This window comes from Streptomyces sp. NPDC004838 (assembly GCF_053600955.1).
On the sequence record NZ_JBSGAW010000003.1, the window covers coordinates 1 to 14087 of the forward strand.

Here is a 14087-nt window from a genome sequence, read left to right on the forward strand (position 1 = left end):
TCGGTGGTGAACTCGGTCTGCTGGTAGAGGGTCGGCTGCTGGACCTCGGTGACCTCGACGTTGACCGGCCGTGCCACGCTGAACGGCGTCGCCCACATGCCCCATCCGTCATGCCCGTGCACCGCGCTGTTGGACATCGAGACCATGGACATGTCCATGAACATGAAGAAGCGCGGGTTCCGCGCCGAATGCGTCTGGAACCGGTGCTCCCGGTCGTCCGTTCCGTAGACGATCGGGCCGCTGATGTCGATCGACACGTTCGCGGCCCGTTCGGGGGCGAACTGCTCGCACGCCTTCATCAGCGCCTGACCGATCTGACAGCCGGAGACGACGGTTCCTGTCATGGTCGCCGCCGGAGAGACCGGGTTCACGATCGTGCCCTCGGGAAGGCGGATGGTGAGCGGCTCGAAGAACCCGGCGTTGACCGGGATGTCCGGGCAGAGAGCCGAGAGGACGATGCCGATGTAGGCGATCGTGTTCGGTCTCGCGCTGTTGACCAGGCCGTCGGTCTGCGGGTCGCTGCCCTCGAAGTCGATGGCCATCCGGTCGTCGTCGATGGTGATCTCGACCTGGATCCGGAGGTCGTCGTGGCCAGCGTTGTCGGTGTCCACGAGGAACTCGGCCGGATAGACGCCGTCGGGCCACTCGTGGATCTGCCGGCGGAACTTGCGTTCGGAGTGGCCGAGGATCCACTCCAGTGACTCGTCCACCGTGTCCAGGCCGTAACGGTCGACGAGTTCGCGGATGTGCTGCTCGCCGATCCGGCAGGCGCCGATCATCGCCTCGATGTCTCCGTCGACCACGAAGGGGACACGGTTGTTCTCGGTGATCAGGTCCCACACCTCGCCCCGGCGCTCACCCTTCTCGTAGAGCTTGAGCGGTGGCAGGCGAAGTCCCTCGCCCCATACGTCGCGGCAGTCGAAGTTGACGTTCGGTGTCGGTGAGCCCTGGTCCAGCACGTGCAGCCGGGCCGCGGTGAACAGCCGGGGCCGTCCGTTGAAGAAGATCGGCACGACCACCGACCAGCAACCGCAGTGGCTGCCGCCGTGGTAGGGGTCGCCGACGATCAGCGCGTCGCCGGGGTGCAGATCACCGCGGAAGAAGTCCACCGCGGCCTGGCAGGATGTCGAGAGGGCGAACGAGTGCGCGATGATGCCCGCGCGCGCGACCATTTTCGCGGTGGTGCCGTCGTAGCGGTAGATCCCGCCCCCGCAGTCCTTGGCCTCGTTGACCATCGGATTCGGCGAGGTGCGGCAGATCGTCTCGTAGAGGTGCTCCGCCGTGGTGTCGAGATGGCTGCGGACGATCTCCGCCGTGATCGGATCAGTCATGGTTTCCGCCGTTCGGCTCGTCGACCCGCAGGCCGTAGATGTCGCGCGCGGCGGCCTCGGAGATGAGCCCGTCCGCGAGGTCGTCGAGGACCGCCGCCCGCTCGCGGAGGGCGGGATCGCCGTAGCCGCCACCGCCCGCCAGACGCATCCGCAGCCGGCCTCCGGTGATCTCCGCGTCGGTGGCTCCGGAGGGCGCGGGCCGCCAGCCGTCCCCGGTGTGGAACGCCACTTCGCCGGCCCGGCCCGGCGCACCGCCCGCGAGTCCGGGCACCGGGTTGCCGACGGTGCGGGTCCACAGGGTGTACCGCCTGTCGGGAGCCGGGGAGAGGATCGTCTCCACGCCCGGCGCTCCGCGCCACTGACCGGCGCCTGCGCTGTCCTCGACGAACTCGACGCGCTCGACGCGCGTCGCCTGAGTGGTCTCCCACTGCTCGACGGAGTGCAGTTGCGCGCGCGTGGACAGCTGCGGCGGCCCCCACCCGTCGCGTCCGGACATGGCGCCTGCGCCGCCGACTGCCCAGCGCGCGAGGTCGAGCTGATCGCTGCGGTCGCTCTCCGGGCGGCTGAGCAGCAGGGGCCGCGGGACCGTCAGGGCGGGTACGGGGCGCCCGCCCGCCTGCCTCAGCGTCGTGGCGACCACCTCGGTGACCTCGTTGCCGCAGTGCACTGAGCCCCAGCCCACCGGTGCGGGCTCGACCGGATGCACCACGGTGCCCGGGCGGGTGCTGGTCCGCACCGCCCGCAGCAGGCCGCTGTTGGCCGGGATCGTCTCTCCCAGCATCGCGAGGACCGCGCTGAGGGCCCGTGAGGCGGTCGTGCCGGCGCTGCTGTTGACGAAGAGCGGGAGCTGGTCGTCGCTGCCGGTGAAGTCCAGGTCCAGCCCGTTCTCGTCCACGGTCGCCGTCAGCCGGATCACCACCGGGTCTCCGGTGTGGTCCTCGAACTCCAGTGCCTGCTCGCCCTGGTAGGTGCCCCGGTCCCAGGTGCGCAGCACGGTGCGCGCCAACTGCTCGCTGTGCTCCTGCGTGTATGCCAGCGCGCGGCGCACGGTGTCCGCGCCGTGCCGGCCGACCAGCTCGCCCAGCCGCCGGTCCCCCAGTGCCAGCGCGGCCAGTGCCGCGTCCAGGGTCCGCCGCGTCTCCTGCGGGCGCCGGCCGTTCAGCAGGAAGGCGTAGAGCATGTCGCGCACCGGCCGGCCACGGCGATGGATCTTGACCGGCGGATACGGATGTCCCTCCGCGAGGATCTCCGTCGCGTCCGGATGGAGGCTTCCCCCGACCTGACCGCCGACGTCTCCCACGCGCACCCGCACCGCGAGGAACAGCAGGAGTTCGTCGTCGGCCATCAGCGGCGCCACCAGCGTCACGTCATGCAGCCGCGTGCCGCCCGCGTACGGGTCGTTGGTGAGGATCACATCGCCCTCACCGAGGTCGAACTCGAAGTGGGCGGCGACATGCGCGACCGTCTGCGCCATCGACGCGACCTGCAGCGGGTCGTCCGTCGCCACGATCGCGCCCCTGGCATCGGTGATCGCGACCGCGAACTCGCGGTCCTGGCTGATCCGCGCGGTCGGGGCGGTGTTGGCCACCACCGCACCCAGCTCGTCCGGGCACGCTCCCAGGGTGGTGCGTAGGATCTCCAGCTCGATCTGTTCGTTCGGCGGGGCGGTGGCCATCAGTTCACGACCTCGATCACATAGGTCTCGTACTGGTCGAGCATCGCTTCCTGTCCGGCACCGACCACGATGGTGGTGCCTGGCTCGTGGATCACCGCGGGACCGGTGACGACATTGCCGGGTTCGATGCGCTCGCCGTCGTAGACCGGTGTGTCCACGAATCCGCCGAGCCGCTCGAAGTACGCCTGCCGGCTGCCGACCCGGGCGGCGGACGCGTCCTCGTCGCCGAACTTGCGCGGTGTGACCACCGCGTCCATGCCGCGAAGGCCCGTGAGTTCCAGCCGGACGGAGACGATCTGGACGGGTTCGGCCGGGCGCTTGTGCGCGTAGAGCTGCTCGTGCAGATCGTGGAAGTCCTGGACGGCCCTGGACAGCGCCACGGCCGAGATCTTCCGGGTGCGGGTGTTCAGGGGCACGATCACCTCGTGGACCTGGCCCTCGTAGCGGATGTCCAGGTACCGCTCCAGGCGAACCGTTTCGGCCGGTGGCAGCAAAGCCTCCGCGTCCTCCTGGACCTGCGCGAACACGCCGGTCAGCTCCTCGGGGTCCACCGCCTCCACGGTGCGTACGTACGACTGCACACGCGAGACCTTGAAGTCGGCGACCAGGCCGCCGAACGCGCTCAGCACCGAGGCGTTGCGCGGCACCAGCACCGTCTTGATGCCCAGGTCCACGGCCTGGACCCCGGCGTGTACCGCGCCGGCCCCGCCGAAGGCCATCAGCGCGTAGTCGCGCGGATCGCGCCCGCGCTTGACGGAGACGTACCGCAGCGCGTTGGACAGGTCGCTGTTGGCGATACGGAAGACGCCCACGGCCGCCTCGGTCACGGAGATGCCCAGGGGATCGGCGACGTGTTCGGCGAACGCGGCCTCCGCGGCGACACGGTCGAGTGCCATCCGGCCGCCCATGAACCTGTCCGGGTCCATGAATCCGAGCAACAGGTTGGCGTCCGTCACCGTCGGACGGGTGCCGCCCCGGCCGTAGCAGGCCGGTCCCGGCGAGGCGCCCGCGCTCTCGGGGCCGACGCGCAGCGCGCCCGCGTCGTCGACCCGGGCGACGGACCCGCCGCCGGACCCGATCGTGTGGATGTCGACGAGGGGCACGGCCACGCGGTAGCGGCTGATCCAGTTGTCGACGCCGACCTCCGGCTTGCCGTCGTGGATCAGGCAGACGTCGTAGCTCGTACCGCCCATGTCCGCCGTGATGAGGTTGCGGTAGCCGGAGCGCTCGCCGAGTGCCACCGCCGCGACCACTCCCCCGGCGGGTCCGGACAGCACCGCGTCGACGCCGTGCCCGGCCGAGTAACCGACGTCCATGACACCGCCGTTCGACTGCACGACGACGAGTTCGCCGGTGAACCCGGCAGCGCGCAACCCCTCGTCGAGACGCCCGAGGTACTTCCCGAGCAGCGGGCTGGTGTACGCGTTGACCACCGTGGTGCTGACCCGCTCGAACTCGCGGATCTGCGGCAGGACGTCGCAGGACAGCGTCACGAAGCAGTCCGGATGCTCCTCGCGGACGATCTCCGCGATCCGCCTTTCGTGGGCGTCGTTCACGAAGGAGAAGAGCAGGCAGACCGCGATCGACGCGATCCCCGCCGCCTTGAGTTCCCTGGCCGCCTCGCGCACCTCGGCTTCGTCGAGTGGCAAGACGACACGGCCCGCGTCGTCGATCCGTTCCGTCACGCCCTTGATGTGCCGCCGGCGCACGATCGGCTGGGGAGCCGGAAGCCGCAGGTCGAACAGGTTTTCCTTGTAGCCCCGGCGCAACTCCAGGATGTCCCGGAATCCCTTGGTGGTGATCAGGCCGGTCGCGACGCCGCTGTACTCCAGCATCGCGTTCGTCACGACCGTCGTGCCCAGGATGAAGAACTCCGTTTCCGCCAGGAGTTCCGTGCTGGATGTGCGGTAGTGACCGGCGACGGTTTCGACCGCGTCGAGTACCGCACTCGCTTCGTCATGCGGCCGGGACGAGACCTTCCCCGTACACACGCCGTCGGACCCGTTGGTGGCGACGACATCGGTGAAGGTTCCACCGACATCCACTGCGATGGTGTAGCCCACTGGGCCGACCCCTTTCGAAAGACGTGCTCCGTCGCTGCGCAGGGTTCTCGCGTGACAGGGCGAGCCATGATGTGACATCAATACGCTATGGCTGAGTCAACTGAGGTGTCAAGCATTGTTCGGGCGCGGTTCGGCCGCCGACGCGATCGAGCGAGGACGCGAGACGGTCAGCGGAGGGACGAGGGTCCTGGCCGATCAGCGGCAGGGCGGGGGGCGCGGACAGGTGCGGCCCGGGGACGTACGCCGGGGAACGGACACAGCCCGGGGACGTACGCCGGCGGACGGACACAGCCGCCGGCGTACGTCCCCGGGCTCGATAAGGGACGGGGCGGGGCCCCTACCCCTCCGCCTCCTCCTTGTCTCCGGCGACCTCGGTGAAGTGGCGGGTCGCCTGGGGCAGCAGCCCCTCGTACAGCGAGCGGAAGAGCGCGATCGCCTTCGGACGCAGCGCCGGCCGCGGCATGAACCGGTCGGGAAGCTCCGGGTCGAGGTACGGGAACCCGCGGAACTGCTGCGTGGCACGGGTGCACACGACGAACGCCTCACTGTCGTCGAGCTTCCGCTGCGCGGTCTTCGTACGGTACGGGCCGAACTCCTCCAGGAACTGGCCGTAACGCTGCTGCACGTCGCCGAGGTCCCACGCCTCGTGCAGCACCACGTCGAGGTCGAGCTGCGGCATCGGCTGCCCGACGAGGACGCAGGCATGCTGGGCGACACCGAGATTGCCGAGCACTTCGACGACCGCCTCCCCGCGGTCGTGCGGGGCGAACCAGGTGGCGTGCTGCACCGAACCGAAACCCATCAACCGCAGCCAGCGGCTCAGCGCCGTCCGCTCGGAACGCAGCTCGTCGGGCAGTGAATGCCAGAGCACCGTCCAGGTCCCCAGCTCCCCCACCGCTTCACCGAACCGGCGCAGCCGCTGGTCACCCGCCTCCATCAGCGCCTGAGTCTCCGGCGTCAGACCGTAGAACACCTCGCGGCCACGCTTCGTCCGCACGATCAGGCCCCGCTGCGCCAGCCGGTTCAGCGCCGCCCTGGCACCGTCCTGCGGGACACCCATCTCCCCCAGCAAGCGCACCAGGCCGCCCGACCACGCGAGCTGGCCCTTACCGCGTACGAAGGTGCTGAAGATCGTGAAGCACAGGTCCTGTGGCTGCATGGACAGAGCCTACGGCCTGGCCACCGGCCCCTCGTCAGCCGGAGTGGCCCCCTCGGACCGGAGACCGGACAGCACCCAGTCGTACCGCCCACCGGCCACCGCCGCCCCGCAGGAGCGGCACTCACCGAGCCGGCCGACCCGCAACGCGGATGCACAGTTCGGGCACTCCCCGTCCAGGATGCGGCGGTCCGGCGTCCGGGCGCCCACCGCCCGCCGGAACTCCCAGAACTCGGTGACCGGCCCGGGGGTCCGGTCGCCGGAGAGGATGCGGCCGGTGTCCTCGTCCACCTCGTAGGCGGCACAGGTGAATCCGATCCGCACCATCACCCGGTCGAAGCCGTCGGCGCGGCTGAAACCGGCCAGGTCCAGCGAGTCGAGGCGCATGCCCTCCAGGACGCTGCGCCTACGCCGGTCGATGAACATCTGGACCTTGGCGCTCCAGTCCCGGTGTGCGCCGGGGCTCATGAACGGCCGCGCCAGTTCCGGATCGCGATCCTGCCACGCCCGTCCCAGCAGGAAGAACGCCTGCCCTGCGCGGCGCTCGAAGTCGCCCGGATCGAAGGAGGGGTCGGTGCCCCGGATGCGGGCGACACCCTCGTCGGACGGGAAGACCTCTTGACTCGATCGCATCACATTAGATTACAGTTCAGTCTACTGAGGTGTCAATCTTGACGGTGGACGGTCGCCCGGATGACGATCGCCACGAGAACACCACAATGCGAAGGAGTGCCGCGCATGTCTGCCATCGAATCCGCCCCGGTGAGTCCAGAGGAACTTGTGCGTCGCGCGGTCGAGCTGCAGCCGCTGCTGTCGCAGAACGCCGCCCGAGCCGACACCGAGCGCCGGCTCCCCGACGAGAACGTCCGGGCACTCCAGGACGCCGGTCTGCTGTCGCTCGGGGTCCCCCGCCGGTTCGGAGGCCAGGAGACCACGATCCGCACCCAGTTGGAGGTGTCCTCGACACTCGCCGAGGCGTGCGGCTCCACCGGATGGGTGGCGCAGAACATCAACGGGGCCTGTGTGATGGGCGGCGTGTATCCCGACCGCGCGCAGCGCGAGGTCTGGGAGGCCGAACCGTCCGCCCTTCTCTGCGGCACGATGGCGCCGGTGAAGGACGTCGTACGGGTGAAGGGCGGCTGGCGGATCAGCGGCAAGTGGCGCTATGTCTCCGGGATTTACCACACCCAGTGGGCCTACGTCGGGTTCCCGCTGGTGGACGACGACGGCAAGCAGACCGACCTCGGGGTCGGCCTGATCCCGCTCTCGGAGGGCACCGTCGAGGACACCTGGTTCATGACGGGCATGCGCGGGACGGGGTCCAGCACCCTGGTGCTCGCGGATGTCTTCGTCCCCGAGCACCGGGTGCTGCGGGCCCTGCGGGCGATCGAGGGCGAGCACCCCACCGAGCACGGGAACGAGGTGTTGTACCGGACATCACTCGGGCCGGTGCAGACCCTCGTCATCGCGGGTGCACAGCTCGGTCTCGCCCGTGCGGCCCTGAAGCTGGTCCGTGAGGCGGCGCCACGGCGCGGCATCAGCTACACCAGCCGTCTGCAGGCCGAATCGCCCGGATTCCAGATCCAGTTGGGGGACGCGGCACTGCGGATCGAGTCCGCCCATCTGCACGCCTACCGGGCGGCTGAGGAGATCGACACCGCGGCGGCGAACGGTGAACGGCTGCCCTACGAGCGGCGCGCCCACATCCGTGCCGAGTGCGGATGGATCTGCGACCTGCTCCGCGGCGCGGTCGACGTTCTGGTCAGCGCACACGGTTCGGGAAGTTTCGCCGAGTCGAACACGCTGCAGCGGATCTGGCGTGACCTCGGTGTCGCCTCCCGCCACGCGGCGATGACCTCGCAGCTCGGATACGAGACTCACGGCAAGGCACTGCTCGGCCGTGACGAGCGGCCGATGCTCGTGCTCTAGGTCGTTTCTGATGGATCAGGCTGGATCAGAGAGCGGGGTCTGGTGCCGTGCATCGCAAGGCGGAGGAGGGAGTCCATGCGGTGGGGGTACCTCCCGGGCCGCTAGGCCCAGGGGGCCATAGGTGACCGACGACAACGCAGCGTGGGGGTACCTCCCGGGCCGCCAGGCCCAGGGGGAGTGCGGTGCCAGGGCACGCGAGCCCAGCAAGATCCATCAGAAGCGGCCTAGGTGCTCTGTCCAGGACGTTTCTGACGTGACAAGGAGACACCGATGACCACATCCGATGATCTGCGCACGGCCTTCACCGACGTCATGGCCGCGGTGCCGGCTCCGGTGTCGGTCGTGACCGCGATGGACGGGGATCGCCCGCACGGCACGACCGTGAGCGCTTTCACCTCGCTGTCGCTGTCCCCGCCGATGATTCTCGTCTCGCTCGACCAGCGGTCGGACCTTCTGACACTGGTACGCGCCGGGGGGCGGTTCGGCGTGAACGTTCTCGCCAGTGCGCAGTCCGCGCTCGCGACGAGCTTCGCCCGCAAAGGCGCGGCGAAGTTCGCCGAGGTCACCTGGCACCGGGAAGACGGTCTCCCCCGGCTCGACGGGGTCTGCGGCTGGCTCGCCTGCACGGTGTCCGGACTGGTCGACGGAGGCGATCACGTCATCGTGCTCGGCACGGTCGTACGGGCCGAGGTCGGCGCAAGAGCCCCGTTGACCTACCACGCCCGCGGTTTCGGCACCCACGTCGCATTCGACGGAGCATCACGGTGACACGGTGACCGCCGGCCGAATCCGTCCGGTCGGCGGTCACCGCCTCCGGGGGCAGACGGCTCCAGCCGACGCGCCGGGCGAGTTACTGACTTCGGCTCGTTAGGTTGATCTTTCTCGAAGTCGCTGATGGGCCGGGAGTGTTGTCTGTATCCCGTGGTGTGTGAGGTATGCGGATGGGGGCGGGCTGACCGCTGCGGCTCGGCTGCGCCGTGAGGGGGTGCGGATGCAGGCGGCTGAGTTGTTCGAGCAGAGGATCAAGCCGTCGGAAGTGGCGCGGCGTCTGCGGGTGAGCCGGAAGTCGGCCTACCAGTGGCACGAGCTGTGGCGGGACGGTGGCGTGCGGGCTCTGGCCTCGCGCGGCCCGAGCGGATCACGGTGCCGTCTGTCCCCGCGCTGCCTGGAAAAGCTGGCCGCGTACCTCGATGAGGGGCCTGCCGCGCATGGCTGGGTGGAGGACCAGGTGTGGACCGCGGCGAGGGTGGCCACGCTGATCGGCCGGAAGTTCCACGTGTCCTACAGCGTCTCGGGCGCCACCCGGTTGATGCACCGGCTCGGCTTCAGCCCGCAGGTCCCCGCCCGGCGGGTGGCCGAGCGCGACGAGCGGGCCGTGACCGTGTGGAAGGAGGCGACCTGGGCGGAGGTAGAAGAGCGCGGGCGGCCTGCGGGGGCTACGTCTGCTTCGAGGACGAGGCAGGCTTCACCCGCCGACCGCCCCAGGGACGCACCTGGGGCCGACGTGGCCGCACCCCGGTCGTGACGGTCAGCGACCGCCGCCCGGGACGCCTGTCCGTGGCCGGACTGATCGCCATGCGGCCCGGCTCCCGCACCCGCCTGTGCCACCGCCTGCGCACCCACCCCGCGGGCAGGGGCACACGCCGCAGCATGGCCGAGCGCGACTTCATCGCACTGACCGACGGCACCCACCACCTCGTCAAGGCCCCGCTCGTGCTGGTCCGGGACCGGCTCAACACCCACGTCTCCCACGCCATGCGTGAGCTGATCGCCGAACGCGAATGGCTGACGGTGTTCCTCCTGCCCGCCTACTCGCCCGACCTCAACCCCGTCGAGGGCGTGTGAGCACACGTCAAACGCAGCCTCGCCGTCGTCGCCCTCGACCGGCTCGAAACCCTCGTCCGCAACCGACTCAAACGCCTCCAGTACCGGCCCGAAACCCTCAACGGCTTCATAGCCGGCACCGGCCTCACCCTTGACGACCCGACGTCACCCTAACGAGCCGAAGTCAGTACAGGAGATCTCCAGCACCACGCCATCGGGGCACTCGCTGAGTGGGCGGCCCGGCTTCCCTCCCCCGTCGTCCCCAAGCTGTGAGGTAAGCGCCTGGGTCTGAAGGCTTCTGTACGGGCGCTGCGGACGCCGATTCGTTTCCCGCGGACCCATTTCCGGAGGTCGGGGATGTCATTCGGCTTGTCCGCGTGGAGCTTGTGAACGCTGCTCTCGCGATGGCGGCAGCGGGACCGGCGCAACTGGAAGACCCTAATCGTCTGCGAACGAGATCCCGAATGCCGGTATGCGGGGAGAGAATCCATGCAAGACGAAGGGGGCCTGAGGAACAGGAGGACGGCTGACGTGGCCGTCCGGGTCGTCTGCCCTGACCTGCGTTCTTTCGGCCTGTTCGAATCTCGTGGACCGGTCGTCGTCCCACCGCGCACTCTTTCTCCCATCACAGGAGACGCTCACATCGGGAGAGACGACATGCGCACCCACCGCTCAGCCCTCCTGCTCGGCGCCCTCGTACTCGCCGCCGGAGGAGTCCTCGCGGGCGCGCCCTCCGCCGGCGCCACCGCCGCCGAGCCCCACTGCAACTACATCGCCGACAGCGCCAGGCCCACGGTCCGCCCCGGCGACAAAGGCAACAACGTCCGCCAGGTGCAGTGCCTCATCAACCACTACAGCAACTACCCCACCTGGATCGAGGAGGACGGGGACTACGGCCAGAAGACCGCGGCCGGCATCTTCTACGTGCAGACCTGTAACGGCACCGTGGGCGGCGCCGACGGCATCGTGGGTCCCAGCACATGGTTCCGTCTCTACAACCCCAAGCCCGCCTGCGCGCTGTAGGCCCCTTGCGGCGCTCCTCCGTTCCACCAGCTGTCCGCTTCCGTTCGAGGGAGCGGACAGCTTCGACCGGCCCGGACACCCCCACAGGAGGAATCCCGCGATGACGGACCCGAACTCCGCAGGTTCCCGACGCCCGGCCCACCCGGTGCCCTTGGTGCCGCGCCGCGTGTTCCTGGGCGCCCTCGGAGCCGCCGGAGCGTTGAGCGTCGTACCCCGGCTGCCTGCGGCTGCCGCCGCCTCCGCCGCGTACACCTTGCTGTCGCGCACGGACTGGGGCGCGGACGAGACCCTGCGGTACACCGCCGGCGGTACGGAGATCTGGCCGCCGGAGTACTACCCGGTCCAGACGCTCACCGTGCACCACACCGCCGACGGCAGCACCGATCCGGATCCGGCCGCGGTGGTGCGGGCGATCTACCGCAACGACACCGTGGGCAAGGGCTACGGCGACATCGGGTACAACTTCCTGATCGACAGGAACGGCCGGGTGTACGAAGGGCGTTGGTCCGGTACCGACGGCACGGCCGCCCACGACGCGACAGGGCGGATGGTCACCGGCGCGCACGTCCAGGGATGCAACAGCGGGAACCTCGGGATCGCCCTGCTGGGCACGTTCACGACCACGCCCCCGACGACCGCTGCGCGCACCGCGCTCGTCCGGCTCCTGACCGACCTCGCGGGGCGCCACGCGCTCGTCCCGACGGGCAAGGTGCGCTACCGCAATCCGGTGAGCGGAGTCACCCGCGCGGCGCCCGTCATCGGCGGTCACCTCCATTGGGCGGCCACTGACTGCCCGGGAACGGTTCGGTCCCAACTGCCCGCCATACGCGCGGAGGTGGCCGCCCTGATACCGGGATGACGGCTCGGCCGTACACCACGGCCCCGACGACGCCGTCGCGCACGGCCGAGAATGGCTTGGTCCCGTCTTTGCCTTCATGGGGGCGGTGGGGCATTCTCAACCCCACCGGGCAGGAATGACGCATGGGGGGACCGTGCTGCGTATCCATTTCACGGCGGAGGATCTCGCACGGACCAGACTCGCCGAACGCCCCGACCCGTTATGGGAGATCACCGCCAGCCTGCACCGATTACAGACCCGGGCAGGGCGCTGGGCCCATGCCGCCTGGTACCGCGACGCCCGCGCCGCCATCGCGACCCAGAAGCTGGGCGCCACCGTACGTACCCTGCTGTTTCCGCTGTTCCCCCGCGCGTCCTACTTCCCCGACTTCCTCACGCCGGCCGAGGCGCACCAGGGGCTGCGAACCGGGCTCGACGCCATCCTCGACACACCGCCCGCCCGGGTCCGCCACGAGATCGGTCTGCTGGCCCAGGTGCGGAGAGTGCCGAGCGAGATGCACCGCCTGGCCGACCACGACATCCGCGCGGACCTGGTCACGGCGCTGCGCAGGTATCACGACGCTGCCATCGCTCCCTACCACGACCGCATGCAGGCCCGCATCGACGCCGAACGCGCGCGCCAGGGCCGCGCTCTGCTGCACGGCGGAGCGGAGGGACTGCTCGGGGGACTGGGACCGTCCATGCGCTGGAAGGCGCCCGTCCTTGAGGTCGACTTTGTGGGCGGCATGGATCGTGACCTGCGTCTGGGCGGTCGCGGTCTGCTCCTGATCCCCTCGTACTTCTGCTGGCAGAAGCCGGTCCCCCTCGCCGACCCCGACCTGCCGCCCGTCCTGCTCTACCCGTTGGCCCAGGCCGACCGCGCGTACCGGCCCAGCCCGTGCGAGGCACCGCTGTCGGCACTGCTCGGACGTACCCGCGCCGCGGTACTGCTCGCGGTGAGGTACGGAGCCACCAACTCGGAGATCGCCCGAGCGGTCTCGGTGTCCGCCCCCAACGCCAGCCACCACACCACAGTGCTGCGCGACGCGGGACTCATCACCAGCCACCGCCATGCGAACACCGTCCTGCACACCCTCACCCCACTCGGAGCCTCACTCCTGCGGCTGCCCGATCAGGACCGCCGGGACACGTTGCAGGAGAGCTAGGGGCCATCACCCGTACGGCCCACGCCCGGCCGTGAGCGCGAGGGAGATCGGCCTGGGTCAGAACGCGAGGCCAGAACCGTCGACCTGGACTTCGGGCCTCGACTCGACGGGTGGGGTCGACGAGTACGACCTTGCGGGATCGAGCGAAGCGGAAGTACTGCCGCAGCACGGTCAGCCGGCGCCGGCGGGTTTTGGGCATGGCCGCCAGGAATGCCTCGATGTCATGGACATCGGTCAGAGACCGGTCCTGCTTCTCGCGGGTGCTGGTCAGGAAGCGGGCGAGGTCGCGGACGATGGCCAGGGCCGCGTCGATGGTGCTGTCGGCGCGAGGCACCGTGCCGGCCCTCCGGGCCCGCTCACGTGCTCGCAGCAGGGACTCGGCAAACGCCTGTACTTGGGGTCGAAGCGGGAGCGGGGTGGCCTCGATGCGGCGTTGGCGGCGACCGGCTGCGAGTCGTTCGGCGTGGTCGGTGGCAAGGGCGAGGTCTCGCTGGGTGAACAAGTCCTCAAGCGCGCGGGCGAGGGAGCCCATTGAGCGGCCAGGCCGCCGACCACGCGGTCAATCTCCTCGGGCGTGACATCCCACGTCGGCCGTCCCAAGTCCTTCAACGTCCGCTCCAGCAGGCCGATGTCGTTCTCGACCGTCACCGGGCTGAACCGCCGGGCCCGCCAGGAGGCCACGAAAGCCTCCACGCACAGATCCTGGAACTGCCACGGATCCCAGGCAACAGGGACCTCGGGCAACGTCCGGCCCTCGATCACCCGTAGACGCGACTCCACCATCTGGCACACCTTCCTCGCACCTGACGAATGAAGGTAGCGCCTACAAAACCGCGCTCCGTGCCACGGGCGGCTCAGCGGACGAACGTTGGCGCCGCGGGAGAGCACGGAAGGGATGAAGCGGTCTTCGACGGCTGTGGCCAACGCCGCGCAAGGGCGGGCCGCCGCCCTGGTGCCGGGCACGCAGCAACAGCGCCAGAGCCTCGGCCTGCCTGGTCGAGGCGGCGACGGCGTTCCCACGCCGTCCCATGACAGTGGTCAGAGGCCGTCAGGAACCGCGGAACACGGTGCGCGCTTCGATGC

At 69.8% G+C, this 14087-nt stretch carries 12 protein-coding genes and 1 pseudogene; 8 read left to right on the top strand and 5 right to left on the bottom strand.

What is annotated here, in order from left to right; genetic code table 11:
- The 5 genes from ACWEFL_RS04560 to ACWEFL_RS04580 all read right to left on the bottom strand — a co-directional run.
- The coding region (locus ACWEFL_RS04560; RefSeq protein WP_451707339.1) for a hydantoinase B/oxoprolinase family protein at positions 1-1331 on the bottom strand (1331 nt) is incomplete at its 3' end.
- On the bottom strand, positions 1324-3006 hold the full coding sequence (locus ACWEFL_RS04565) for a hydantoinase B/oxoprolinase family protein (RefSeq protein WP_451707342.1): 1683 nt from the start codon (positions 3004-3006) through the stop codon (positions 1324-1326). The genes ACWEFL_RS04565 and ACWEFL_RS04560, both read right to left, overlap by 8 nt.
- Positions 3006-5051 (bottom strand): hydantoinase/oxoprolinase family protein, encoded by a 2046-nt coding sequence (locus ACWEFL_RS04570; RefSeq protein ID WP_451707344.1) that lies wholly within the window; start codon positions 5049-5051, stop codon positions 3006-3008. The genes ACWEFL_RS04565 and ACWEFL_RS04570 overlap by 1 nt, the downstream gene beginning before the upstream one ends.
- A 355-nt stretch (positions 5052-5406) precedes the next feature.
- Positions 5407-6228, bottom strand: a complete 822-nt coding sequence (locus tag ACWEFL_RS04575; protein WP_451707346.1) for a PaaX family transcriptional regulator — start codon at positions 6226-6228, stop codon at positions 5407-5409.
- A gap of 9 nt (positions 6229-6237) precedes the next feature.
- Positions 6238-6858 (bottom strand): TIM44-like domain-containing protein, encoded by a 621-nt coding sequence (locus tag ACWEFL_RS04580; RefSeq protein WP_451707347.1) that lies wholly within the window; start codon positions 6856-6858, stop codon positions 6238-6240.
- Between the two features lie 105 nt (positions 6859-6963).
- Between ACWEFL_RS04580 and ACWEFL_RS04585 the strand changes: the two genes are divergently transcribed.
- The 8 genes and pseudogenes from ACWEFL_RS04585 to ACWEFL_RS04620 all read left to right on the top strand — a co-directional run bounded on the left by ACWEFL_RS04585 (position 6964) and on the right by ACWEFL_RS04620 (position 13818).
- Positions 6964-8154 (top strand): acyl-CoA dehydrogenase family protein, encoded by a 1191-nt coding sequence (locus tag ACWEFL_RS04585; RefSeq protein ID WP_451707350.1) that lies wholly within the window; start codon positions 6964-6966, stop codon positions 8152-8154.
- A 270-nt stretch (positions 8155-8424) separates the two neighbouring features.
- The gene (locus ACWEFL_RS04590) at positions 8425-8922 is read left to right on the top strand and encodes a flavin reductase family protein (RefSeq protein ID WP_451707353.1); all 498 of its coding nucleotides are present in this window, start codon (positions 8425-8427) and stop codon (positions 8920-8922) included.
- Between the two features lie 160 nt (positions 8923-9082).
- Positions 9083-10152: pseudogene (locus ACWEFL_RS04595) on the top strand (IS630 family transposase).
- A gap of 483 nt (positions 10153-10635) precedes the next feature.
- Complete coding sequence (locus tag ACWEFL_RS04600; protein WP_451707355.1) at positions 10636-11001, top strand: peptidoglycan-binding domain-containing protein; 366 nt, start codon at positions 10636-10638, stop codon at positions 10999-11001.
- A gap of 100 nt (positions 11002-11101) precedes the next feature.
- Positions 11102-11860 (top strand): N-acetylmuramoyl-L-alanine amidase, encoded by a 759-nt coding sequence (locus ACWEFL_RS04605; protein ID WP_451707358.1) that lies wholly within the window; start codon positions 11102-11104, stop codon positions 11858-11860.
- Between the two features lie 133 nt (positions 11861-11993).
- Positions 11994-13004 carry an ArsR/SmtB family transcription factor gene (locus ACWEFL_RS04610; protein ID WP_451707361.1) on the top strand — a complete coding sequence of 337 codons (1011 nt, stop codon included), beginning with the start codon at positions 11994-11996 and terminating at the stop codon, positions 13002-13004.
- Between the two features lie 31 nt (positions 13005-13035).
- The gene (locus ACWEFL_RS04615; RefSeq protein WP_451707364.1) at positions 13036-13539 is read left to right on the top strand and encodes a hypothetical protein; all 504 of its coding nucleotides are present in this window, start codon (positions 13036-13038) and stop codon (positions 13537-13539) included.
- Between the two features lie 39 nt (positions 13540-13578).
- On the top strand, positions 13579-13818 hold the full coding sequence (locus tag ACWEFL_RS04620) for a hypothetical protein (protein WP_451707366.1): 240 nt from the start codon (positions 13579-13581) through the stop codon (positions 13816-13818).
- Positions 13819-14087: the final 269 nt, after the last annotated feature.